The 21,608-nt window shown below is 70.2% G+C and carries 20 protein-coding genes; 6 read left to right on the forward strand and 14 right to left on the reverse strand.

Annotated features, from left to right (window positions below; translation table 11 throughout):
* Positions 1 to 74 precede the first annotated feature (74 nt).
* The 12 genes from ABT352_RS12365 to rimP form a co-directional block, all read right to left on the reverse strand.
* Complete coding sequence (locus tag ABT352_RS12365; RefSeq protein ID WP_350944849.1) at positions 75 to 1,388, reverse strand: M16 family metallopeptidase; 1,314 nt, start codon at positions 1,386 to 1,388, stop codon at positions 75 to 77.
* Positions 1,388 to 3,739, reverse strand: coding sequence for a polyribonucleotide nucleotidyltransferase (locus ABT352_RS12370; protein ID WP_350944704.1), 2,352 nt, complete (start codon positions 3,737 to 3,739; stop codon positions 1,388 to 1,390). The genes ABT352_RS12365 and ABT352_RS12370 overlap by 1 nt, the downstream gene beginning before the upstream one ends.
* 322 nt (positions 3,740 to 4,061) lie before the next feature.
* A complete protein-coding gene (gene rpsO / locus ABT352_RS12375; RefSeq protein ID WP_350944705.1) occupies positions 4,062 to 4,331 on the reverse strand; it encodes a 30S ribosomal protein S15 in 270 nt (89 codons plus the stop codon).
* A gap of 397 nt (positions 4,332 to 4,728) precedes the next feature.
* The gene (locus ABT352_RS12380; protein WP_350944706.1) at positions 4,729 to 5,682 is read right to left on the reverse strand and encodes a bifunctional riboflavin kinase/FAD synthetase; all 954 of its coding nucleotides are present in this window, start codon (positions 5,680 to 5,682) and stop codon (positions 4,729 to 4,731) included.
* 145 nt (positions 5,683 to 5,827) lie between these two features.
* Positions 5,828 to 6,736: a tRNA pseudouridine(55) synthase TruB gene (gene truB / locus ABT352_RS12385; RefSeq protein WP_350944707.1), complete on the reverse strand. Its 909-nt coding sequence runs from the start codon at positions 6,734 to 6,736 to the stop codon at positions 5,828 to 5,830.
* Between the two features lie 30 nt (positions 6,737 to 6,766).
* Positions 6,767 to 7,792, reverse strand: coding sequence for a DHH family phosphoesterase (locus ABT352_RS12390; RefSeq protein ID WP_350944708.1), 1,026 nt, complete (start codon positions 7,790 to 7,792; stop codon positions 6,767 to 6,769).
* A complete protein-coding gene (rbfA, locus tag ABT352_RS12395) occupies positions 7,789 to 8,277 on the reverse strand; it encodes a 30S ribosome-binding factor RbfA (RefSeq protein WP_350944709.1) in 489 nt (162 codons plus the stop codon). The genes ABT352_RS12390 and rbfA overlap by 4 nt, the downstream gene beginning before the upstream one ends.
* Before the next feature lie 68 nt (positions 8,278 to 8,345).
* Positions 8,346 to 8,645 carry a DUF503 domain-containing protein gene (locus ABT352_RS12400; RefSeq protein ID WP_350944711.1) on the reverse strand — a complete coding sequence of 100 codons (300 nt, stop codon included), beginning with the start codon at positions 8,643 to 8,645 and terminating at the stop codon, positions 8,346 to 8,348.
* 110 nt (positions 8,646 to 8,755) lie between these two features.
* A complete protein-coding gene (gene infB, locus ABT352_RS12405; RefSeq protein WP_350944713.1) occupies positions 8,756 to 11,914 on the reverse strand; it encodes a translation initiation factor IF-2 in 3,159 nt (1,052 codons plus the stop codon).
* 143 nt (positions 11,915 to 12,057) lie between these two features.
* Entirely contained in the window at positions 12,058 to 12,360 is a 303-nt protein-coding gene (locus ABT352_RS12410) for a YlxR family protein (protein ID WP_350944851.1), read from the reverse strand.
* Positions 12,344 to 13,351, reverse strand: a complete 1,008-nt coding sequence (gene nusA / locus ABT352_RS12415) for a transcription termination factor NusA (protein WP_350944715.1) — start codon at positions 13,349 to 13,351, stop codon at positions 12,344 to 12,346. The genes ABT352_RS12410 and nusA overlap by 17 nt, the downstream gene beginning before the upstream one ends.
* Before the next feature lie 12 nt (positions 13,352 to 13,363).
* Positions 13,364 to 13,864: a ribosome maturation factor RimP gene (gene rimP / locus ABT352_RS12420; protein ID WP_350944716.1), complete on the reverse strand. Its 501-nt coding sequence runs from the start codon at positions 13,862 to 13,864 to the stop codon at positions 13,364 to 13,366.
* Positions 13,865 to 14,020: 156 nt separating this feature from the next.
* On the opposite strand from rimP, the gene ABT352_RS12425 reads away from it, so the two are divergent.
* The 4 genes from ABT352_RS12425 (at position 14,021) to ABT352_RS12440 (ending at position 15,685) form a co-directional block, all read left to right on the forward strand.
* Positions 14,021 to 14,542: a hypothetical protein gene (locus ABT352_RS12425; RefSeq protein WP_350944717.1), complete on the forward strand. Its 522-nt coding sequence runs from the start codon at positions 14,021 to 14,023 to the stop codon at positions 14,540 to 14,542.
* Positions 14,539 to 15,021, forward strand: coding sequence for a ferritin-like domain-containing protein (locus ABT352_RS12430; RefSeq protein ID WP_350944718.1), 483 nt, complete (start codon positions 14,539 to 14,541; stop codon positions 15,019 to 15,021). The genes ABT352_RS12425 and ABT352_RS12430 overlap by 4 nt, the downstream gene beginning before the upstream one ends.
* A 179-nt stretch (positions 15,022 to 15,200) precedes the next feature.
* A complete protein-coding gene (locus ABT352_RS12435; protein WP_350944719.1) occupies positions 15,201 to 15,392 on the forward strand; it encodes a DUF4236 domain-containing protein in 192 nt (63 codons plus the stop codon).
* Positions 15,392 to 15,685 (forward strand): DUF4236 domain-containing protein, encoded by a 294-nt coding sequence (locus ABT352_RS12440; protein WP_350944720.1) that lies wholly within the window; start codon positions 15,392 to 15,394, stop codon positions 15,683 to 15,685. Before ABT352_RS12435 ends, ABT352_RS12440 begins: the two co-directional genes overlap by 1 nt.
* A gap of 126 nt (positions 15,686 to 15,811) precedes the next feature.
* On the opposite strand, the gene ABT352_RS12445 is transcribed toward ABT352_RS12440, so the two are convergent.
* Together ABT352_RS12445 and ABT352_RS12450 are read right to left on the reverse strand one after the other, a co-directional pair.
* Complete coding sequence (locus tag ABT352_RS12445) at positions 15,812 to 17,554, reverse strand: proline--tRNA ligase (RefSeq protein ID WP_350944721.1); 1,743 nt, start codon at positions 17,552 to 17,554, stop codon at positions 15,812 to 15,814.
* A gap of 120 nt (positions 17,555 to 17,674) precedes the next feature.
* On the reverse strand, positions 17,675 to 18,241 hold the full coding sequence (locus tag ABT352_RS12450) for a hypothetical protein (RefSeq protein ID WP_350944722.1): 567 nt from the start codon (positions 18,239 to 18,241) through the stop codon (positions 17,675 to 17,677).
* Between the two features lie 544 nt (positions 18,242 to 18,785).
* On the opposite strand from ABT352_RS12450, the gene ABT352_RS12455 reads away from it, so the two are divergent.
* Both ABT352_RS12455 and ABT352_RS12460 read left to right on the forward strand, forming a co-directional pair.
* Entirely contained in the window at positions 18,786 to 20,135 is a 1,350-nt protein-coding gene (locus ABT352_RS12455) for an FAD-dependent oxidoreductase (RefSeq protein WP_350944723.1), read from the forward strand.
* A gap of 157 nt (positions 20,136 to 20,292) precedes the next feature.
* Positions 20,293 to 21,567 carry a DUF6986 family protein gene (locus ABT352_RS12460; protein ID WP_350944724.1) on the forward strand — a complete coding sequence of 425 codons (1,275 nt, stop codon included), beginning with the start codon at positions 20,293 to 20,295 and terminating at the stop codon, positions 21,565 to 21,567.
* Positions 21,568 to 21,608 lie beyond the last annotated feature (41 nt).

Raw genomic sequence — 21,608 nt, forward strand, 5'->3', positions numbered from 1 at the left:
CCCTCCAGGAGCGCCCTCGGAGACACGGGCGGCCCCGGCGCGGAATGCGCCGGGGCCGCTCGCGGACGGGGTCGTCAGCCGGTGACGACCGCGCTGAAGTCCCTGTCCTCCTCGTAGGGGCCGATGACCGCGAGGGACATCGGGCGGGTGAGGACGTCCGAGGCGACCTCGGCGATCTGCTCCGGGGTCACCGCGTCGATCCTGACGAGCAGGTCGTCGACGGAGAGCAGCTCGTCGAAGACCAGCTCGCCCTTGCCGATCCTGGACATCCGGGAGCCGGTGTCCTCCAGGCCGAGCACGAGACCGCCGCGCATCTGGCCCTTGCCGCGGACGATCTCCTCCTCGGTGATGCCGTCGGTGACCACGCGGAGCACCTCCTCGCGGCAGATCTTCAGCACGTCGTCGATCTTCGACGGCAGGCAGCCGACGTAGATGCCGAACTGGCCGGTGTCGGCGAGGGCGGAGGTGTAGGAGTACGCCGAGTAGGCCAGGCCCCTCTTCTCCCTGATCTCCTGGAACAGCCGCGAGGACATGCCGCCGCCGAGCGCCGCGTTGAGCACCCCGAGCGCGAAGCGGCGCTCGTCGGTGCGGGTCAGCGCGGTCGTGCCGAGGACCAGGTTCGCCTGCTCCGTCGGCCGGTGGACCACCCGCGTGCCGGAGCGCAGCTCCACGCCGGGCCCCGACACGCGCGGGGGCACCGGCGAGGCGTCCCCGCCCAGGGCCCCGGCCCGCTCGTAGGCGGCGGCGACGAGAGCCACGACCCGCTCGTGGTCGACGTTGCCCGCCACCGACACCACGGTGTGGGTCGGCAGGTAGAAACGCCGGTAGTACTCGGCGATCCGGTCGCGGGTGACCGCGGTGATCGAGTCGACCGTGCCGAGGATCGGCCTGCCGACCGGCGTGTCACCGTACAGCTCCGCGGAGAACTGCTCGTGCACCACGTCGGAGGGGTCGTCGTCGTGCATGGCGATCTCCTCCAGGATCACGCCACGCTCGGCCTCGACGTCCTCCTCGGTGATGAGCGAGGAGGTCACCACGTCGGCGAGCACGTCGATCGCCACCCGCAGGTCCTCGTCGAGGACCCGCGCGTAGTAGCAGGTGTACTCCTTGGCGGTGAAGGCGTTGATCTCACCGCCGATGCCCTCGATGGCCGCGGAGATCTCCAGGGCGTCCCGGGTCGGCGTGCCCTTGAACAGCAGGTGCTCAAGGAAGTGGGAGGAGCCCATGTGCTGGGGGGACTCGTCTCTCGATCCGATGCCGACCCACATGCCGACCGCGACGGAACGCACGGTCGGCATGGACTCGGTCACCACCCGGAGCCCACCGGGAAGGACGGTGCGCTTCACGACCCCGGCGCCGTCCTTGCCGGGGTGCAGAGTGGTGGTGATCACGAGTTGCGGTCTTCCCCTCCGCCGCCACCGCGGTTGCCACCGCCGCTGTTGCTGCTGCGGGTGCGGGTGCGACGGGGCCGCTCCTCACGGGGCCGCTCGTCGGCGGACGCCTCGGCCGCCGGGGCGGCCGACGTCGCCGAGGGCTCGGTGTCGCCGGACTCGGCCTTGGCCGCGGCTTCCTTCTCGATGACCTCGACGGGCACCAGGGAGAGCTTGCCGCGGGAGTCGATCTCGGCGATCTCCACCTGGACCTTCTCGCCGACGTTCATGACGTCCTCGACGTTCTCGATGCGCTTGCCGCCGTGCAGCTTGCGGATCTGGGAGACGTGCAGGAGGCCGTCCTTGCCCGGCATGAGGGAGATGAAGGCGCCGAAGGCCGCGATCTTGACGACCGTGCCCAGGTAGCGCTCGCCGACCTCCGGCATGTGCGGGTTCGCGATGGCGTTGATCGCCGACCTGGCCGCCTCGGCGGACGGGCCGTCGGTGGCGCCGATGTAGATGGTTCCGTCGTCTTCCAGGGTGATCTCGGCGCCGGTGTCGTCCTGGATCTGGTTGATCATCTTGCCCTTCGGGCCGATGACCTCTCCGATCTTGTCCACCGGAATCTTGATCGTGATGATGCGCGGAGCCGTCGCGTTCATCTCCGCCGGGGAGTCGATGGCCTCCTGCATCACGTCGATGATCGCCAGGCGGGCGCCCTTGGCCTGCCTCAGCGCGGCCGCCAGCACGGAGGCCGGGATGCCGTCCAGCTTCGTGTCGAGCTGGAGCGCGGTGATGACGTCCTTGGTGCCGGCGACCTTGAAGTCCATGTCGCCCATCGCGTCCTCGGCGCCGAGGATGTCGGTCAGCGTGACGTACTGGTCGCCCTCGTTGATGAGGCCCATCGCGATGCCCGCGACGATGCCCTTGAGCGGGACACCCGCGTCGAGCAGCGCCATCGTCGAGGCGCAGACCGACCCCATCGAGGTCGAGCCGTTGGAGCCCAGCGCCTCGGAGACCTGGCGGATCGCGTAGGGGAACTCCTCGCGCGCCGGCAGCACCGGCAGCAGCGCCCGCTCGGCGAGCGCGCCGTGCCCGATCTCGCGCCGCTTGGGCGAGCCCACCCGGCCGGTCTCACCGGTGGAGTAGGGGGGGAAGTTGTAGTTGTGCATGTAGCGCTTGGTGCGCTCGGGGTTCAGCGTGTCGATCATCTGCTCCATACGGAGCATGTTGAGTGTGGTGATGCCCAGGATCTGGGTCTCGCCGCGCTCGAACAGGGCCGAGCCGTGCACCCGGGGTACGACGTGGACCTCGGCGCTGAGCTGCCTGATGTCCTTGACGCCGCGGCCGTCGATGCGGACGCCCTCGGCGATGACCCGCTCGCGCATGAGCTTCTTGGTCAGCGACCGGAACGCGGCGCCGAGCTCCTTCTCGCGGCCCTCGAAGTCGGGGCCGACCTTCTCCAGCACCAGGGCCTTGACCCTGTCGAGCTCGATCTCGCGCTCCTGCTTGCCGGCGATGGTGAGCGCGGCGGCGAGCTCGCTGCGCACCGCGCCGGTCACCGCCTCCAGGACGTCGTCCTGGTAGTCGAGGAACAGCGGGTATTCGGCGGTCTCCTTGGCGGCGACCTTCGCGACCTTGGCCTGCGCCTCGCACAGCACCTTGATGAACGGCTTGGCGGCCTCAAGGCCCTGGGCCACGGTCTCCTCGGTCGGAGCCACCGCGCCCTCGGCGACGAGCTTGAGCGTGTCGCGGGTGGACTCGGCCTCGACCATCATGATCGCGACGTCGCCGTCGTCCAGGACCCGGCCCGCGACCACCATGTCGAAGGTGGCACTGGCCAGCTCGGTGTTGGTCGGGAAGGCGACCCACTGGCCCTCGATCAGCGCGACGCGGACGCCGCCGATCGGGCCGGAGAACGGCAGCCCGGCGAGCTGGGTGGACAGGGACGCGGCGTTGATCGCCACGACGTCGTACAGGTGCTCGGGGTGGAGCGCCATGATGGTGGCGACCACCTGGATCTCGTTGCGCAGGCCCTTGACGAACGAGGGGCGCAGCGGCCGGTCGATCAGGCGGCAGGTGAGGATGGCGTCCTCGGAGGGACGGCCCTCACGCCGGAAGAACGAGCCGGGAATGCGGCCCGCGGCGTACATTCGCTCCTCGACGTCCACCGTGAGGGGGAAGAAGTCGAGGTTCTCCTTGGGATTCTTGGACGCGGTGGTCGCTGAGAGGACCATCGTGTCGTCGTCGAGATAGACGACGGCGGAACCCGCCGCCTGGCGCGCGAGCCGCCCGGTCTCGAACCGGATGGTACGTGTGCCGAATGAGCCGTTGTCGATGACGGCTTCGCTGCTGTGGACACCCTCCACGGGGGACCTCCTTGTGGATCGGTCGCCCGCGTCCGGCCAGACGCACGTGTCGCGCCTGGTTCGTCGTGTTTTGCCGGCTCCCCGTAGGTGCAGCGCCGGTCTTCGATCGAAGCGCCCGGTTCCGTATGGCTTTGTGCCATGATGACCGGGGGCCACTACCGAGGACCGGCCCTCCGACGCCGTGGGGCGCGCTTGCTTGCGGACGCGGGGCACTGTCTCGGCTATTCAGTTTGCTCACCGGGGCGACGTCTTCGTGGCGCGACGCGCCGACATCGTCCCCCATGAGATGAGGGAGCGGCGCGAACGCCACTCCCTCACAACACTATCGGCGCAGGCCGAGCCGCTCGATGAGCGAGCGGTAGCGCGCGATGTCCTTGCTCTGCAGGTACTTCAGCAGCCGGCGGCGGCGGCCGACGAGCAGCAGCAGGCCACGGCGGCTGTGGTGGTCGTGCTTGTGCACCTTCAGGTGCTCGGTGAGCTCGCTGATGCGCTTGCTCAGCAGCGCGATCTGCACCTCGGGGGAACCGGTGTCGGTCTCACCCTTGGCGTAGTCACCGATGATCTTCTTCTTTGCTGCGGTGTCGAGAGACACTTTTCTCCTTGGACCTCTGCGGGCACGCGCAATTCCGGCTCCCCGAACGACCGTGCGTGCCTACAGTCGCCGTGGCGAGATCAGCACCGGGATCATACGACACCGGTTACAGAGCTGACATGCCAGGCTACCACCGGCTTCGCGACCCCCGCACATCCTGTGAGAGCCCGGCGAGCCTCACCCGAAACCCCTACAGGACCGGCATTTCGGCCTCCGAGGTCGACGTGACGTGAGGGCCGTGTGACACGGGGGCCGGGTGGGACCGGACATGAGATCGAGCACAGGATCGCGCACGGAACCGGGCAGGGGATCGGGCACGGAACCGGAATTCCGGGGTCCTGGGTCGGCGTGGCATGAGGACCGGCCGGGACCCCCGCGGGCCCCCTCCCGGAGGAGGTCAGCTCGTCAGGCGCCGGACCTCGTCCACGTCGGCGTGGATCTGCGCGACGAGAGCCTCGATCGAGTCGAACCTGGTGTTGCCGCGCAGCCTGGGCCCGAAGTCGACGGCCACGTGCGCGCCGTAAAGATCGAGGTCGTCGCGGTCGAGGGCGTACGCCTCGACGGTGCGGGGCACCCCCTCGAAGGTCGGGTTGGTGCCCACGGAGATCGCCGCGGGCCAGCGCTCGCCGCCGTACACCGCGGGCAGGTTGCCGGTCTCGACACCCTGCAGCCAACCGGCGTAGACGCCGTCCGCGGGGATGGCGGTGAACTCCGGCGACTCCAGGTTCGCCGTCGGGAAACCGAGCTGCCGGCCGCGCTGGTAGCCGCGGACGACCACGCCCTCGACCCGGTGCGGACGGCCGAGCGTCTGCCGGACCGCCTCCATGTCGCCGGAGGCGATCTGCTCGCGGATCAGGGTGGAGGAGATCGTCTCCCCGTCGCTGACCAGCGGGACCGCCTCGGCCACGAAGTCGTACTTCTCCCCCAGGGTGCGCAGCGTCTCCACGTCGCCGGATGCCTTGTGGCCGAAGCGGAAGTTCTCCCCCACCACGACCCCGGCGGCGTGCAGCCGGTCGACGAGGACGGTCTGCACGAACTCGTCCGGGCTCATCCGGGAGAACTCCAGCGTGAACGGCAGGACGCACACCGCGTCGACGCCCAGGCCCGCGAGGAGCTCGGTGCGGTGCCTCGCCGTCGTCAGCCTCGGAGGGTGCGTGCCGGGCCGCACGACCTCCTCGGGATGCGGGTCGAAGGTCACCACCACCGAGGGAACCCCGAGACGAGCGGCCATCGCGACGGCACGGGCCACCATCTGCTGGTGCCCGCGGTGAACGCCGTCGAAGACGCCGATCGTGACGACGGACCTGCCCCAGTCTTCGGGCACGTCGTCCAATCCGTGCCAGCCTCGCACCGCAGCCTCTTCCCTCGTAGCGGATGAACCCCTAAAGCCTGCCATGCTCTGAGCCCTTCCCCCCAATCGGGGAGCCCCTTGCCCGTGGCGCGCCCCTCGCCGCGAAAGGTCCGGGACGACACCCGGGACGACGACGGACGACCCGTCAGGGGACGAAGACGGCCAGGGACCTGGCGACCTGGCCACGCTCCTCCATCAGCGCCACCAGGGTGCCGTCGGGGGCGAACACCCCGATCGGCCCGCTCCCCGCGCCCAGCGCGGGCAGCCGCCCGCCGTGCGCGACGGTGGCCGCCTCCTCGGCGGTCACGTCCCGGCGGGGAAAGGCCGCCGCGACCGCGTCGGCCATCGGCAGGATCACGCACTCGGCGGCGAGGTGCTCCAGGGTGTGGGCCGTCGACAGGTCGTAGGGGCCCACCCGGGTACGGCGCAGGGCGGTCAGATGACCGCCGACGCCCAGGTCGGCGCCGAGATCACGGGCGAGCGCGCGGATGTAGGTGCCACTGGAACAGGACACCGAGGCGTCGACGTCGACGAGCTCGCCGAACTCGCTGTGCCGGCGCACGGCGGTGATCTCGAAGCTCGACACGGTCACCTGGCGAGCCTTGAGCTCGACCTCCTCCCCGGCCCTCGCCCGTTTGTAGGCTCGCTCGCCGTTCACCTTGATCGCGCTGACCTGCGGCGGGATCTGCATGATCGGGCCGGTCAACTTGGCGACGCCCTTCCTGATGTCCTCATCGGTGACCCGCGCCGCCGACACCGACGCGATGATCTCGCCCTCGGCGTCGTCGGTGTTGGTGGTCTGACCGAGGCGGATCGTGGCGTCGTAGCCCTTCTCGGTGAGCGCGAGGTGGCCGAGCAGGCGGGTGGCCTTCTCGACACCGACCACCAGCACGCCGGTGGCCATCGGGTCGAGGGTGCCCGCGTGACCGACCTTGCGGGTGCCCGCGATGCCGCGGAGCTTGGCCACCACGTCGTGCGAGGTCCACTCGGCGGGCTTGTCAACGATGATCAGTCCGCTCGGCGGCGGGGTGCGCTTGGCGCGGGCCGTACTCATTGTGGTCCTCACAGGCGTGCGGTGAAGGGCTTACAGCAGTGCCCGGAGACTCGCGATCGTCTCCTCGACGGGCTGGTGGGAGGTGAAACCCGCCGCCTTGGCGTGCCCGCCGCCCCCCAGCGCGACGCTGACGCGCGAGACGTCCACCCCGCCCTTGGAGCGCATGGAGACCTGCCAGACGCCGTCGTCGTCCTCCTTGAGAATCGTGGCGACGTCCGCCTCGTCGGTGCGCCGGATCACGTCGATCATCCCCTCGATCTCGTCGTACGGCAGCCCGTACGCGGCGCGGTCGGCTCGGGTGACGAACGTCCAGACCAGGCCACCGCCCACCTCGGGCTCCAGCCGCACCCTGCCGAGCACGACGCCGAGCACCTTCAGGTAGCCGAACGGAGAACGATCCCACAGCTCGCGGGAGATCTTCTCTGGATCGAGCCCGGTGTCGAGCAGCCGGGCGGCCATCGCGTGCGCCTCCGGGGTGGTGGAGGAGTGCCTGAAGGAGCCGGTGTCGGTGACGAGCCCGACGTACAGGCAGGTCGCGATGTCCTTGTCGATCGGCAGGCCGAGCCGGTGGATCAGCTCCTCGGCGAGCACGGCGGTGGCCGCGGCGTCGGGATCGACCAGGTTGAGAGTGCCGAACCCGGTGTTGGACGGGTGGTGGTCCAGCACGACCAGCTCGTTCGCCTTGACCGTGTTGCCGGTCAGCACGCCGAGACGCCCGACGGTGGGGACGTCGAAGGTGACCATCACCTCGGGCGCGGCGGGATAGTGCGCGGGGTCGGCCAGCAGTTCCTGCCCCGGCAGGAAACGCAGCAGCCTGGGCACACTGAAGCGCCGGTCGCCGAAGGAGGCGGTGACCCGCTTGCCCGCCGCGCGCAGTGCGAGCCCGACGGCGAGCATGGAGCCGAGCGCGTCACCGTCGGGTGAGACGTGACAGGCGAGCGCGATCTCGTCCGCGGCGGAGATGAGCTCGACGGCCCGCGCCCAGTCCCGACCGGACACCGGGCCGGCCGAGCCCGCCGAGCCCGCCGAGCCATCGTCACGCGAGGCGGGCGTCACGTCGCGGAGCGTCCCGCGCGTTCCGGGGATTCGTCTTCCTCGTCCCCGGATTCGTCGCCGTCTTCCCTGTCCTCGGGCCTGCGGTAGGGATCGGCGTCCCCGGCGTGCGACGCCCCTTCGGCCCGCTTGGCGATCTCCACGTCCCTGGCCTTCGCCTCGGCGAGCAGATCCTCCAGATGACGGGCGCTGTCAGGGAGCGGGTCGTGGGTGAACGTCAGCGTCGGCGTGTGGCGCAGCCCCGTCTGGCGGCCCACCTCCGAGCGGATGAGCCCCTTGGCGCTCTCCAGTGCCATGGCGGAGTCGGCCCGCTCGGCCTCGGAGCCGAACACGGTGTAGAACACCGTGGCCTCACCCAGGTCGTTGGTGATGCGCGTGTCCGTCACGGTCACGAACCCCAGCCTGGGGTCCTTGATGCGGCGCTCCAGCATCTCCGCCACGATCTGCTGGATCCGATCGGCGATCTTGCGCGCGCGTGCGGCGTCCATAGCTCCCCCCTTCTCACGGGGATGGCCGGTGACGGTAGGGGTTCTTCCGCGACCGGCCGTCTCCGTATCTAGTCTTCGTCCTCGTTGTAGAGCCGATGTCTGGCGGACAGCAGCTCGATCTCCGGGTGGAAGGCGATCAGGCGCTCGCAGTCGTCGAGCACCTCACCGCAGTTGGCGGCGGTGGCGGAGACGACCGCGATTCCGATCTCGGTACGGCGATGCAGGTCAAGATGACCGGTCTCCGCGACGGCCACATTCGGGAACCGTCGCCGCACCTCCGCGACGATGGGACGCACCACCGAGCGCTTCTGCTTCAGCGAGTGGACGTCGCCGAGCAGGATGTCCAATGTCAGTGCACCTACATACATGGTGGGTCACTCGCCACGATCGACACCGTGCCACGGGCTCGGGTCCCGCCCACCGGCCGCGCACCCGAGGATGCGCGGCCGATGGAAAGGTTTCCCTGCCTGTCGAGGCATCAGGTTCGCGGCTTCTCCCGCATCTCGAAGGTCTCGATGACGTCATCGATCTTGATGTCGTTGTAGCCGACACCGATACCGCACTCGAACCCTTCGCGGACCTCGGTCGCGTCGTCCTTGAAACGGCGCAGCGAGGAGACGGTGAGGTTGTCGGAGATGACGACCCCGCCGCGGATGATCCGGGCCTTGCTGTTGCGGACGATCGTGCCCGAACGGACCAGCGCACCGGCGATGTTGCCGATCTTCGGCACCTTGAAGACCTCGCGGACTTCGGCGGTGCCCATCTGGACCTCTTCGAACTCCGGCTTGAGCATGCCCTTGAGGGCCGCCTCGATCTCCTCGATCGCCTGGTAGATGACCGAGTAGTAGCGGATGTCGACGCCCTCGCGCTCGGCCAGATCGCGCGCCCTGACCTCGGGACGCACGTTGAAACCGATGATGACGGCGTTGTCGTCGGCGACCGCCAGGTTGACGTCGTACTCGGTGATCGCACCGACGGCGCGGTGGAGCACCCGCAGGCGCACCTCGTCGCCGACATCGATCTTGAGCAGCGCGTCTTCCAGGGCTTCGACGGAACCGGAGACGTCACCCTTGATGATGAGCTTGAGCTCGTCGACCTGGCCCTTCTCCATCTCGCTGAAGAGCTCTTCGAGGGTGCGGCGACGGCCGGACCTGGCCATGTCCGCGATGCGCTTGCGCGCGGCGCGCTGCTGGGCGATCTGGCGCGCCATCCGGTCGTCGGTGACGACGATGAAGTTGTCACCGGCTCCCGGCGTCGCGGTCAGACCGAGGACCTGCACCGGACGGGACGGGTCGGCCTCCGGGATCGCCTCGCCCTTGTCGTCGAGCATCGCCCGGACGCGGCCGAAGGCCTCGCCACAGACGATCGAGTCGCCGACGCGGAGCGTGCCGCGCTGGACCAGCACGGTCGCGACCGGGCCGCGGCCCTTGTCGAGGTGCGCCTCGATGGCGACGCCCTGGGCGTCCATCGTGGCGTTGGCCCGCAGGTCGAGCTCGGCGTCCGCGGTGAGCAGGATGGCCTCGAGCAGCTGCTCGATGCCGATCCCGTTCTTGGCGGAGATGTCGACGAACATCGTGGTGCCGCCGTACTCCTCGGCGACCAGACCGTACTCGGTGAGCTGGGCGCGCACCTTGCTCGGGTCCGCCCCCTCCTTGTCGACCTTGTTGACCGCGACGACGATCGGCACGTCGGCCGCCTGGGCGTGGTTGAGCGCCTCGATGGTCTGCGGCTTCACGCCGTCGTCGGCCGCGACGACCAGGACGGCGATGTCGGTCACCTTGGCGCCTCGGGCACGCATGGCGGTGAACGCCTCGTGACCCGGGGTGTCGATGAAGGTGATCTTCCGCTCTTCGTCCTCGTGCGTGGTGGCGATCTGGTAGGCACCGATGTGCTGGGTGATGCCACCCGCCTCCCGCGCCACCTCGTTGGTGTTGCGGATGGCGTCGAGCAGCTTGGTCTTACCGTGGTCGACGTGACCCATGACGGTCACCACCGGCGGGCGGGCGACCAGGTCGGACTCGTCGCCCTCGTCCTCGCCGAACTCGATGTCGAAGGTCTCCAGGAGCTCGCGGTCCTCCTCCTCCGGGCTGACCACAAGCAGGTTGTAGTCGAGCTCGGCGGCCAGAAGCTGGAGCGTCTCCTCGTTGACCGACTGCGTGGCGGTCACCATCTCGCCCAGGTGCAGCATGATCTGCACCAGGGACGCCGGGATCGCGCCGATCTTGTCGGCGAAGTCCGACAGGGAGGCGCCGCGCGACAGGCGGATCGTCTGCCCGTTGCCGCGAGGAGCCTGCACGCCGCCGATCGCCGGGGCCTGCATGTTGTCGAATTCCTGACGCCGCTGGCGCTTGGACTTGCGACCGCGGGTCGGGCGTCCGCCGGGACGGCCGAACGCGCCCGCGGTGCCTCCACCGCGACCACGGCCACCACCACCGGGACGACCGGCGAAACCGCCGCCGCCACCACCGGGGCCACCGGTTCCGGTGCCGGGACGACCCGCGCCGCCACCGCCACCCGGGCGACCGGCGAAGCCGCCGCCACCACCGGGACGACCGCCGCCACCGGGACGACCGGCGCCGCCACCCGGGCGACCGGCACCCGCACCGCCGCCGGGACGACCGGCGCCGCCGCCGCCGGGACCGGCGGGCCGGCCCTGGGGCATCATCATCGGGCTGGGACGCGGACCACCCGGACGCGGGCCACCGGGACCGCCGGCGCCGCCACCGGGACGCGGGCCACCGGCGCCGGGACCCGGACGCGGGCCACCCGATCCGGGCGGGCCGGAACGAGCACCGGGCGGACGGGGACCGGCGTTGTCGCGGTCCTGGCGAGGACCGCGGTCCTCGCGGGGGCCGGGACGCGGACCTCTGTCGCCGGGGCCGCCGTCACGGCCGGGGCCACCGGGACCACCGGGACCGCCACCGCGCGGCGGACGGGCCTGGCCCATGCCGCTCGCGTTCGAGGAGAACGGGTTGTTGCCGGGGCGCGGACCGCGCGGGCCCGGACGCGGGCCGGGCTTGGGCGCACCGGCACCGGGGGCACCGGCACCGGGCCTGGGGCCCGAGGGCGCTCCACCGGGACCGCCCGAGGGACGACCGCCCTCGGGGCGCGCCTCGGGGCGCTGTGCGGGACCCGGACGCGGGGCGGGCCTGGGACCCGGCTTGGGGCCGGGGGTCGGGCGCCCGCTCTCGGTGCGGGGCGCCTCGAACCGCGGTGCCTGCACCTGCGGCGGCTGCTGACGCGGCGGCTGCGGGGGCTGGACCGGCGGAGCCGGAGGAACCACCGGCGGGGCCGCCTGCGGCGCGGGGGCCGCGGGACGGGCCTGCACGGGCCCCGGACGAGGACCCGGCCTGGGGGCCGGACCCGGCTTGGGGATGGATGTCGGCGCCGAGGTGGCACCGTTTGGCTGGCCGTCACCCGGCCGAGGGGCCGCCTGAGGCGGCCTGGGGCCTCTGCCCCTGTCGGACGAGCCCTTACTGGGGCCGCCCAAAGCTTCCGTGAGCCTGCGGACTACCGGTGCTTCGATAGTCGAGGACGCCGAACGCACGAACTCGCCCATCTCCTGGAGCTTGGCCATCACGACCTTGCTCTCCACACCGAACTCCTTGGCGAGCTCGTATACCCGGACCTTCGCCACTGCACTCCCTTGTCTCGGCCCGGGAGGCGGTGCCGCCGGACCGTCGTTACGTTGACGTACTCATCGCCGCATGCTCATCAGGCGCTCATAGCTATCTGACCAGCCCATCAGTTCGGCGTCCTACATGACAGTCGGTAACCATTTCACCCGATCCTTTCAGCCTGTTGCTCTTCCAGGTGGCCGCGCAGTCGCGACAGGTCGAGCGATTCCGCGACGCGAAAAGCCCGCGAAAACGCTCGGCGACGCTCTGCGAGTTCGAGACAGCTCAAGGTGGGATGCAGTGAAGCACCACGCCCTTGGAGCCGTCTTCGCAGGTCAGGGACGATAACGCCCTCGACCACCACCAGGCGGAGCAGCTCGGAGGAAACCGTGCGAACCCGGCACCCCACACATGTTCTTCGTGGGGCAGCCTGGCCACCATATTCCAGCTTACCGTGTGGGCGCATCTGCGGCACCGGCCGCGTCCCCCGGCTGGGTGTCGGGACGGATGTCGATCCGCCAGCCGGTGAGGCGGGCGGCGAGCCGGGCGTTCTGCCCCTCCTTGCCGATGGCGAGGGAGAGCTGGTAGTCAGGCACGGTCACGCGCGCGGCGCGGCCGTCGAAGTCGATCACCTCTACGTGGGAAACGCGGGCCGGGGACAACGCATTCCCGACGAACTCCGCGGGATCCTCCGACCAGTCGATGATGTCGATCTTCTCGCCGTGCAACTCCGTCATCACGTTGCGTACCCGCGAGCCCATCGGGCCGATGCAGGCACCCTTGGCGTTCACCCCCGGGCGCCGGGACCGGACCGCGAGCTTGGTGCGGTGACCGGCCTCGCGGGCGACGGCGGCGATCTCGACCGTGCCGTCGGCGATCTCGGGCACCTCCAGCGCGAAGAGCTTCTTCACCAGGCCGGGGTGGGTGCGCGACAGGGTCACCGAGGGACCCTTGTGGCCCTTCTTGACCTGCACCACGTAGCAGCGGATGCGGTCGCCGTGGACGTATTCCTCGCCCGGGACCTGCTCGCTGTGCGGCAGCACCGCCTCGATCTTGCCCAGGTCGACCAGGACGACCCTCGGGTCCTTGCCCTGCTGGATGACCCCCGCCACGAGTTCGCCCTCACGACTGGCGAACTCACCGAAGTTGATCTCATCCTCGGCGTCGCGGAGCTGCTGCAGGATCACCTGCTTGGCCGTGGTCGCGGCGATGCGGCTGAAGTTGCCCGGGGTGTCGTCGAACTCCCTGAGCACCTCCCCGCTCTCGTCGTCGAGCTCGGCCGCGAAGATGGTCACGTGCCCTGACTTGCGGTCGAGCTCGGCGCGCGCCTTGGCCGCCGCGCCCTCACTCCGGAAATACGCGATCAGCAGCGCGTCCTCGATCGCCTTGACGACCAGGTCGAAGGAGATGTCCTTCTCCCTCTCCAGGCTGCGCAGGACGCTCATGTCGATGTCCACGAGGCTTCCCCCTTAGCCCTCGTCGCCGTCTTCGCCGTCGTCTTCGGCGTCGTCGAGCCGGCGGAATTCCACCTGCACCCGTCCTCGGGTCAGGTCCTCATAGTCGATGCGGCGCGGTGCGCCGTCGACGTCCAGCTCCACTCCGGTCTCGTCGGTGGCGACGATCCGGCCCTCCACGGCGGTGCCGTCCCGCAGGTCGGCCTTGACCAGCCTCTTCACCGCGCGGCGCCAGTGACGCGGCTCGGTGAGGGGACGGTCGACCCCCGGAGAGGAGACCTCCAGCACGTACGGGGTGGTTCCCATCGCCTCGTCGGCGTCCAGTGTCTCGGAGACGACGTGGCTGATCTCCGCGACGTCGTCGAGGCTCACGCCGCCGTCACGGTCGACCACGACACGCAGCAGCCGCCGCTTGCCCGCGGGGGTGACCGTGACGTCCTCCAAGTCGAGCCCTCCGGCTCCGACGACAGGTTCCAGAAGCTTCATCAGGCGGTCGCGGGATGTGGCGCTGCCCATGCCGACCTCCCATTGTCACGATCTCAGCCGGGCGGACCTCGCCCATGCGATTAACCAGCCTATCCACACCAGGGCGTAGAAACAGCGCCACTCGGTGTGGCGGAGCCGCCCGAGAAGCGAGGTGAGTGCCATTATTCCAAGCCCGTACGATGCTAAGTGCGTCAGCTGCCCGACACAGAACCGGAGGTCGTCGTGCGTTCCGTCTCCCGGCGCGCCCTGCTGAGGGGCGGCGCTCTCGGGGTGGCAGCCGTGACGGCCGCGGGGTGCGCCACCGGTGAGCCGGTGCCGCCCGTGGCCGCGCCGCCCGACCCCGAGACGCTGCTCCTGCGCGAGCTGATCGCGGGCAAGGAGCGGACCGTGGCGCTGTACGCCTCGGCCGCCTCGCCCCGGCTGGAGCCCTTCAGGCAGCGGCACGAGGCCCATCTCGCCGAGCTCCGCCGCCGCCTCCCGCCCGCTCCGGCGTCCACGGCCGCGCCCCCCTCTGCTTCGCCCACGCCGTCCCCGTCAGCCGGCCCGGCTCGGAGCACGTCGGTGCGGGCCCTGCGCGACCTGGAACGCAAGGCCGCGGCACTGCGCACCCGTCAGATCGAGGGGGTCTCACCCCCGCTCGCCCAGTTGCTCGCGTCCATCGGCGCCTGCGAGGCCGCGCACGCCCTCGCCCTGTCGAGGCCGCTGTGAGAGGCGCGCGGGGGGCCGCGGGGGCCGATCAAGGGCTCGGCGCGGCGCTGGCGGCCGAGCACGCCGCCGTGTACGCGTACGGGATCCTCGGGGCCAGGACCACGGGCAGGCTGCGGGCGGCGATGACGACGGCCTACAACGCCCATCGCGCCCGCCGCGACCAGCTCCGCACGATGATCACCACCGCGGGCGGCACACCCGCCGAGCCCAAAGCGGTCTACGAGCTTCCGATCACGCCCTCCGGCCCGGACCAGGCGGTGGAGCTGGCCGTGCTGGTCGAGCGCGGGGTGACCGGCGCCTATCTGGAGCTGGCCGCGACCACCGACACCACGCTGCGCAAGATGGCCGCGCTGGTCATGCAGGAGTGCGTCACCCGCTCCTACAGCCTGCGGCCCGAGATCGACGCCTTTCCCGGCATGCCGCCCAGGACCGCGCCGCCGAACCCGGAGCCCACTCCCACCCCGGCCACGTCCCAGTGACCTTTCCTTTCGCATTTCACGAGTGACCCCTTCCGGCACAACGGACTGGTCAACGTGGAAATCGATCTCCAATGGAGGCCGCCTGGGGCGCGAGTCGCGAATCAAACCCGCTTTCGACCACGTTTGCACCGTGCCTGCCGGGTAGTTGGATCTCGCCGAATACGCCTAAGGAGGAAGTAATGGGCTGGGGATACCGGAAATCCATGAAGTTCGGTCCGTTCCGTCTTAACCTTTCGCGGAGTGGAGTGGGCCACAGCTGGGGAAACCGCGCCTTCAGGGTCACCAGAACGGCCGACGGGCGCCGCACGCTGAGCATCAATCTTCCCGGTGGCTTCCACTGGCGCAAGACCGTCAGCAGCAGCCGTCGCTGATGGGCATCACTCCGGAACCCTTCGCGGACGCCGCTCGTTCTCACCAGACGACACGGCGTTTCCGCGAGTCCGGGGAGAAGGCATTGGGCTGGGGATACAGAAAGTCAGTCAAAGTCGGTCCTTTCAGGATCGACCTGTCCCCGCGCGGGATCGGCCACAGTTTCGGCGGTCGCGGATTTCACGTCAGCAGAACTCCCGACGGCCGCACATACGTGACCGTCAACCTGCCCGGCGGGTTTCACGTGGGTAAGGCGATCGGCCCGAACTCCCGGCGTCGACACCACCACTACTGACGCGCGGCCACACACTCGAAAAGAGCGGCCCGCCCCTTCCAGGGGGCGGGCCGCTCTCACGCGTTCGGGGATCACCCGCCGCGAAGCCGTGCCGCGCGTTCGGAAATCACCCCCGACGGGCCGTTCTCACCCCTGGCAGGCCGCCACGACGCGGTCGACGGCCTCGGCGAGCGGGATCTCCTCCTTGGCGCCGGTGGCGCGGTCGCGTAGCTCCGCGACCCCCTGGGTGAGACCTCGGCCGACGATCAGGATCGTCGGCATGCCGAGCAGCTCGGCGTCCTTGAACTTCACCCCCGGGGAGACGCCGGCCCGGTCGTCCACCAGGACGCGCAGCCCGCGGGCCTCCAGCTCTTCGGCGAGGCGGGTGGCGGCCTCTATCTGGCCGTCCTTGCCGGTGCCCACGACATGGACGTCGGCGGGGGCGATCTCACGGGGCCAGACCAGGCCGAGCTCGTCGTGCCTCTGCTCGGCCAGCACCGCCACGGCCCGGGAGACGCCGATGCCGTAGGAGCCCATGGTGACGCGAATGGGCTTGCCGTCGGGGCCGAGGGCGTCGAGCTTCGCGGCGTCGGCGTACTTGCGGCCGAGCTGGAAGATGTGGCCGATCTCGATGCCGCGGTCGATGGACAGGCCGGAGCCGCAGACCGGGCAGGCGTCACCCGCGCGGACCTCCGCGGCCTCGATGGTGCCGTCGGCGACGAAGTCACGGCCGGCGACGACGTCCACCGCGTGCTTGCCCGGCTCGTTCGCGCCGGTCACCCAGGCGGTGCCGTCGACCACGCGGGGGTCGACGAGATAGCGGATGCCGAGGTCCTTGAGGACCTGGGGGCCGATGTAGCCGCGGACCAGGCCGGGGTGCCTGGCGAAGTCCTCGGCCTCGAAGATCGCGGGCTCACCGGGGGCGAGGGAGGCCTCCAGCCGCTTGAAGTCGACCTCGCGGTCTCCGGGAACGCCGATGATCAGGGTCTCGGTCTTGCCGGTGCCGGGAACCGTCACCTTGACCACGATGTTCTTGAGCGTCTGGGCGGCGGTGATACCGAGGCCGTAGTGCTCGTTGACGTGGCCGACCAGCGACTCGATGGTCGGGGTGTCGGGGGTGTCGAGCACCCGCGTCGCGGGCCGCTCACCGGTGACCGCGGCCGGCGCGGGGGTGACGACGGCCTCCGCGTTGGCCGCGTAGCCGCAGTTGTGGCAGGCGACGAAGGTGTCCTCACCGGTGGCAGCGGGAGCGAGGAACTCCTCGGAGGCCGACCCGCCCATCGCCCCCGAGGTGGCGAAGCAGATCTTGTAGGCGATGCCGAGGCGGTCGAAGGTCTTGATGTAGGTCTCGCGGTGGCGCTCGTAGGAACGCTTGAGGCCGTCGTCGTCGAGGTCGAAGGAGTAGGAGTCCTTCATGACGAACTCGCGTCCGCGCAGGATGCCGGCCCGGGGACGGGCCTCGTCGCGGTATTTGGTCTGGATCTGGTAGAGGGTCACCGGATAGTCCTTGTAGGAGGAATACTCCCCCTTGACCATGTCGGTGAACATCTCCTCGTGGGTGGGCCCGAGGAGATAGTCGGCCCCCTTGCGGTCCTTGAGGCGGAAGAGCGTGTCGCCGTACTCGGTCCAGCGGCCGGTCGCCTCGTAGTATTCGCGGGGCAGCAGGGCGGGGAAGAGCACCTCCTGACCGCCCATGCGGTCCATCTCCTCGCGCACGACGCGCGTGACGTTCTCCAGGACCGTCTTGCCGAGCGGCAGCCAGGAATAGACGCCAGGCGCGACGCGGCGGACGTAACCGGCGCGGACGAGCAGCTTGTGGCTCGGGACTTCCGCGTCTGCCGGGTCGTCCCTCAGCGTTCGAAGAAACAGCGACGACATGCGCAGCAGCACGGCTACTCCTAGCTAGCGAGGTTCGATGCCCTACAGGCTATCGAGTCTCGCAAGCCGATTGTCTGCGGTCGGCGGCTTCCGAAGCCCCACCGAACCGCCACCGACCCCCCGCCGCGCCTCTCAGAGCCCGGTGAGGAAAACGAAGTACGAGGCCCCGAGGACGATTGCGATCAGCGCGGAGCAGACATGGTCGCGTCCGCGCCCCAGCGAACCCAGCATCCCCACCGCGATCGCGACTACCGCCGCGACGCCCCACGGCCAGAAACCCGAGACGTACTCGGGCCCACCGGGCATCGTCTTGTCGATCCCGTCGAGCAGCGCCAGCCCGGCCGCGCCGCCGGCCGCGGTGGTCCCCCAGCGGTCGCGGCGTTTGGCGAGGTAGGAGAGGATGCCGATCGCGACGAGGTTCGTGATCATGAGGTTTATCGAGATGCCGTCGTCGCCGAGGCTCATGCTCCAGGCACTCGACTCGAAGATCGCGGCGACGAGCAGCGAGAGTATCGGCCCGAACGTGGCCAGCACGCTGGAGAGCACCGCCCAGCCGAAGCCGGTGGCGGTCCGCCCCACGACGACGACGAGGAGAAGGTAGGCGTACGGGTTGTAAAGCGCGTACAGCAGATCGGGCCCGTAGGCCGCCAGCGCTCCGACGCCCCCGAGCAACATTCCCACGAAGAGCGAGAGGAGCATGTGCCGAAGGATGGCGCGGTCCCGGCGGTCTCCCGCGGCGAAGTCAAGCGTGTAATTGCGTTCCACCAAAGCCACTGATCCCCCGATCACATTTGCTAGTGGCCATCGGCAGTCTATCTGACCTGCGACAACACCTCGAACAAATCAAATTCGCAAAGCAGGTGGGCACTTGGCCAAGCTGCCGGCTCCCGGCTTTCCTTGAGCGTTTGATTAATATTTCACAGAACTCCGCCGAAGCTCCGCGACGCCGCCCGCGCCTTTCTCCGGCGGTATTCCGGCCTCCGGACGCCCCGGACCGGTCCACCGTCGGGTGGGCGGGGGTCCACTCGGGAGAACACGGGAACACGTCCCCGACGCTCCCCTGGAGGATCTTCCAACGGCGGGAGGCGGAACCCGGCACCGGATGACATCCTGATCACCGCATCCGCCGTTCACCGAAGAAAGGCTCGATCGTGTCGGCGCGTGAGTCTGGCAGTCGCCCCCCTCGGTGATACAGAATCAAGCAGGGCGTCGCGTTCATGACATCCAACGCCGAGGAGGCGATATGTCACTGCGAGTCGCGATCGTGGGGTCAGGACCCGCCGGGATCTACACCGCCGAGGCTCTGACGAAACAGGCCACCGTGCCTCTCAGGGTGGACGTGCTGGAAAGGCTGCCGACGCCGTACGGGCTGGTGCGGTACGGAGTGGCTCCCGATCACACCTCGATCAAGTCGATAGCCGGATACCTGCGCGGCGTGCTGGAGCTTCCCGAGGTGCGGTTCCTCGGGGGCGTCGAGCTGGGCAAGGATGTCGACGTCGCCGACCTGCTCGACTGCTACGACGCCGTGGTCTACTGCACCGGCGCGATGGTGGACCGGCGAATGGGCATTCCCGGCGAGGACCTGCCGGGCAGTGTGGCCGCCACCGACTTCGTCAACTGGTACTGCGGTCACCCCGACATGCCCGCCGACCGTTTCGTCCTCGACAGCCCCGAGGTCGCGGTGATCGGCGTGGGCAACGTGGCGGTCGACGTGGTGCGCGTCCTGGCCAAGACCGCGGAGGAGTTGCGCGCCACGGACGTGCCGGAGGAGGTGCTGACCCGGCTCGCCGCCAGCGAGGTGAAGACCGTCCACATGATCGGGCGCCGGGGGCCCGAGCACGCCAAGTTCACGTTGAAGGAGCTCAGGGAGCTGGGCGAGCTGGCCAACGCGGACGTGCGCGTACGGCCCGAGGAGTGCGTGGCGGACGTCACGGCGGCCTCCCGGCAGGTCCGGGGGAACGTCGAGGTGCTGCGGAGCTGGGCGACCCGCCCCGCGAGGGGCCTCCCCCGGCGGCTGGACGTGCGGTTCTGGATGCGCCCGGTGGAGATCCTCGGCGAAGGGCGGGTGGAGGCGCTCAGACTGGAGCGCACCCGGCTGGAGGACGGCCGGGTGGTCGGCACCGGCGAGTTCGAGACCCTCCCGGTCGGCATGGTGTTGCGCTCGGTCGGCTACCAGAGCGTGCCACTGCCCGGTGTTCCCTTCTCGGAGACCACCATGACCGTGCCGAACGAGGCCGGCCGGGTCCGCGACCGCGAATACGTCGCGGGCTGGCTCAAGCGGGGTCCCACCGGTGTGATCGGCACCAACAAGTCCGACGCCGCGGAGACGGTCCGCACCCTCCTCGCCGACCTGGCCGACCTCGATCCTGTCCGCCGCGCGGACCCGGACGAACTTCTCGCCTCCCGGGGCGTCTCGCCGATCACCTACGAGCACTGGCTCGCCATCGAGGCGGCCGAGGCGGCTCTGGCCAGGTCCCTCGACCGAGGAGAGCGGGTGAAGCTCCTCGGTCTCGCCGCCATGCTCACCGCCTGTGATCGGGAGCTGTGGTCGGGAGGCGATCTGGAGGCCGGCCGAACCGGCCAGGCGGGCTGAACCGGCGACCGGCCGGGCAGCCCTTACCGACCGAACCGGCCAAAAGTCGGGAATGGTCGGTGAACCGGGCGATTTCGCACTCGCGCCCCGGTCGAACCGGCACGCCCGCCCCGAACCGGCCCCCGCGCGAACCGGCACGTCCAGGAGGAGCACCAGCATGCGCGTCACGCTCGCCGACCCGTCCGCCCTGATCCCGGGTTTCGAGCAGACCCACCGTGAGCAGTCCGCGCTGTACCCGTACCGACCGGCCGACTGGCAGCCCGTGCACACGGTCTACGTTCCCGCCGACCGGTTCGACGCCGGGACGACGCGGGAGTGGGGGGACGCGGCGCTGGAGCTGTTCCGGCGGCACCTGCCGGCGGGCGACCTCGCCGTGATCCTCGGCACGACCCCCGGCGTTGTTCTCGGTGCCCCCGGTGCCCCCGGTGCCCCCGGTGCCCCCGGCGCCCCCCTCGGTGCGCCCTTCGGCGCGGGCGAGGACGTCGCCGGAGCCGTGCACCGGATGGTGGCCGCCAAGCTCGCCGGGGAGCCCGTCGAGGACCTGCGGATCGACTTCGAGGACGGCTACGGGACGCGCCCCGGGGAGGAGGACGGCCACGCCTCCTCCGCCGCCAAGGCGATCGCGGCCATGCACGCGGCCGGGACGCTCCCCCGCCGCTGGGGACTGCGGGTGAAGTCGTTCGCCGACGGCGACCCGGTCCGCGCCGTCAGGACCCTGGACGGTTTCCTCACCGGCGTGCTCGATCGGGCCGGGCACCTGCCCGAAGGCTTCGTGGTCACCTTCCCGAAGGTGCTGATGAGGGACTACCTGTACCAGTTCGCCGACTGTCTCGACGTGCTGGAGGACGGACTGGGTCTCGGCCGGGGCGCGCTGAGGTTCGAGATCCAGGTGGAGGCGCCGCAGACGGTGCTGTTCCTCGACGCGGGCCTGGTGACCTCCCTGCGGGGCAGGCTGGCCGCGGCCCACTTCGGTGTCTTCGACTACACGGCGAGCTGCGCCCTTCCACCGCACGAGCAGCGGCTGGACCACCCCGCCTGCGACCACGCCAGACACGTCATGCAGACCGTCTTCGCCGGGACCGGGGTGGAGCTGTCCGACGGCTCGCTGGCCGCCTCTCCCGCCTCGGACGGCGGGAGTGACGTGCGGGCCCTGTGGCGGCGCCACGCGGAGCTCGTCGGGCACTCCCTGAAGCACGGCTTCTACCAGGGCTGGGACATGCACCCGTCACACCTGGTCAGCCGGTACGCGGCGGTCTATGCCTTCCACCTGTCCCGGTACGGGGAGTACGCCCACCGGGTACGCGCCTGGGAGGAGCGGCGCGACGCCGGTGAGGGGGTGATGGACGAGCCCGCCACGGTCAAGACCATGGCCGCCGCTCTCCGCCGCGCCGACCTGGCACTGGGCGACGGCCTCGCGAAGCCACCGGCCTGACCCCGGTCACCTCCAGGGTCCGGTCTCGGCCACGGGTGCCG

Source organism: Streptosporangium sp. NPDC000563 (assembly GCF_040299985.1).
Lineage (GTDB): Bacteria > Actinomycetota > Actinomycetes > Streptosporangiales > Streptosporangiaceae > Streptosporangium.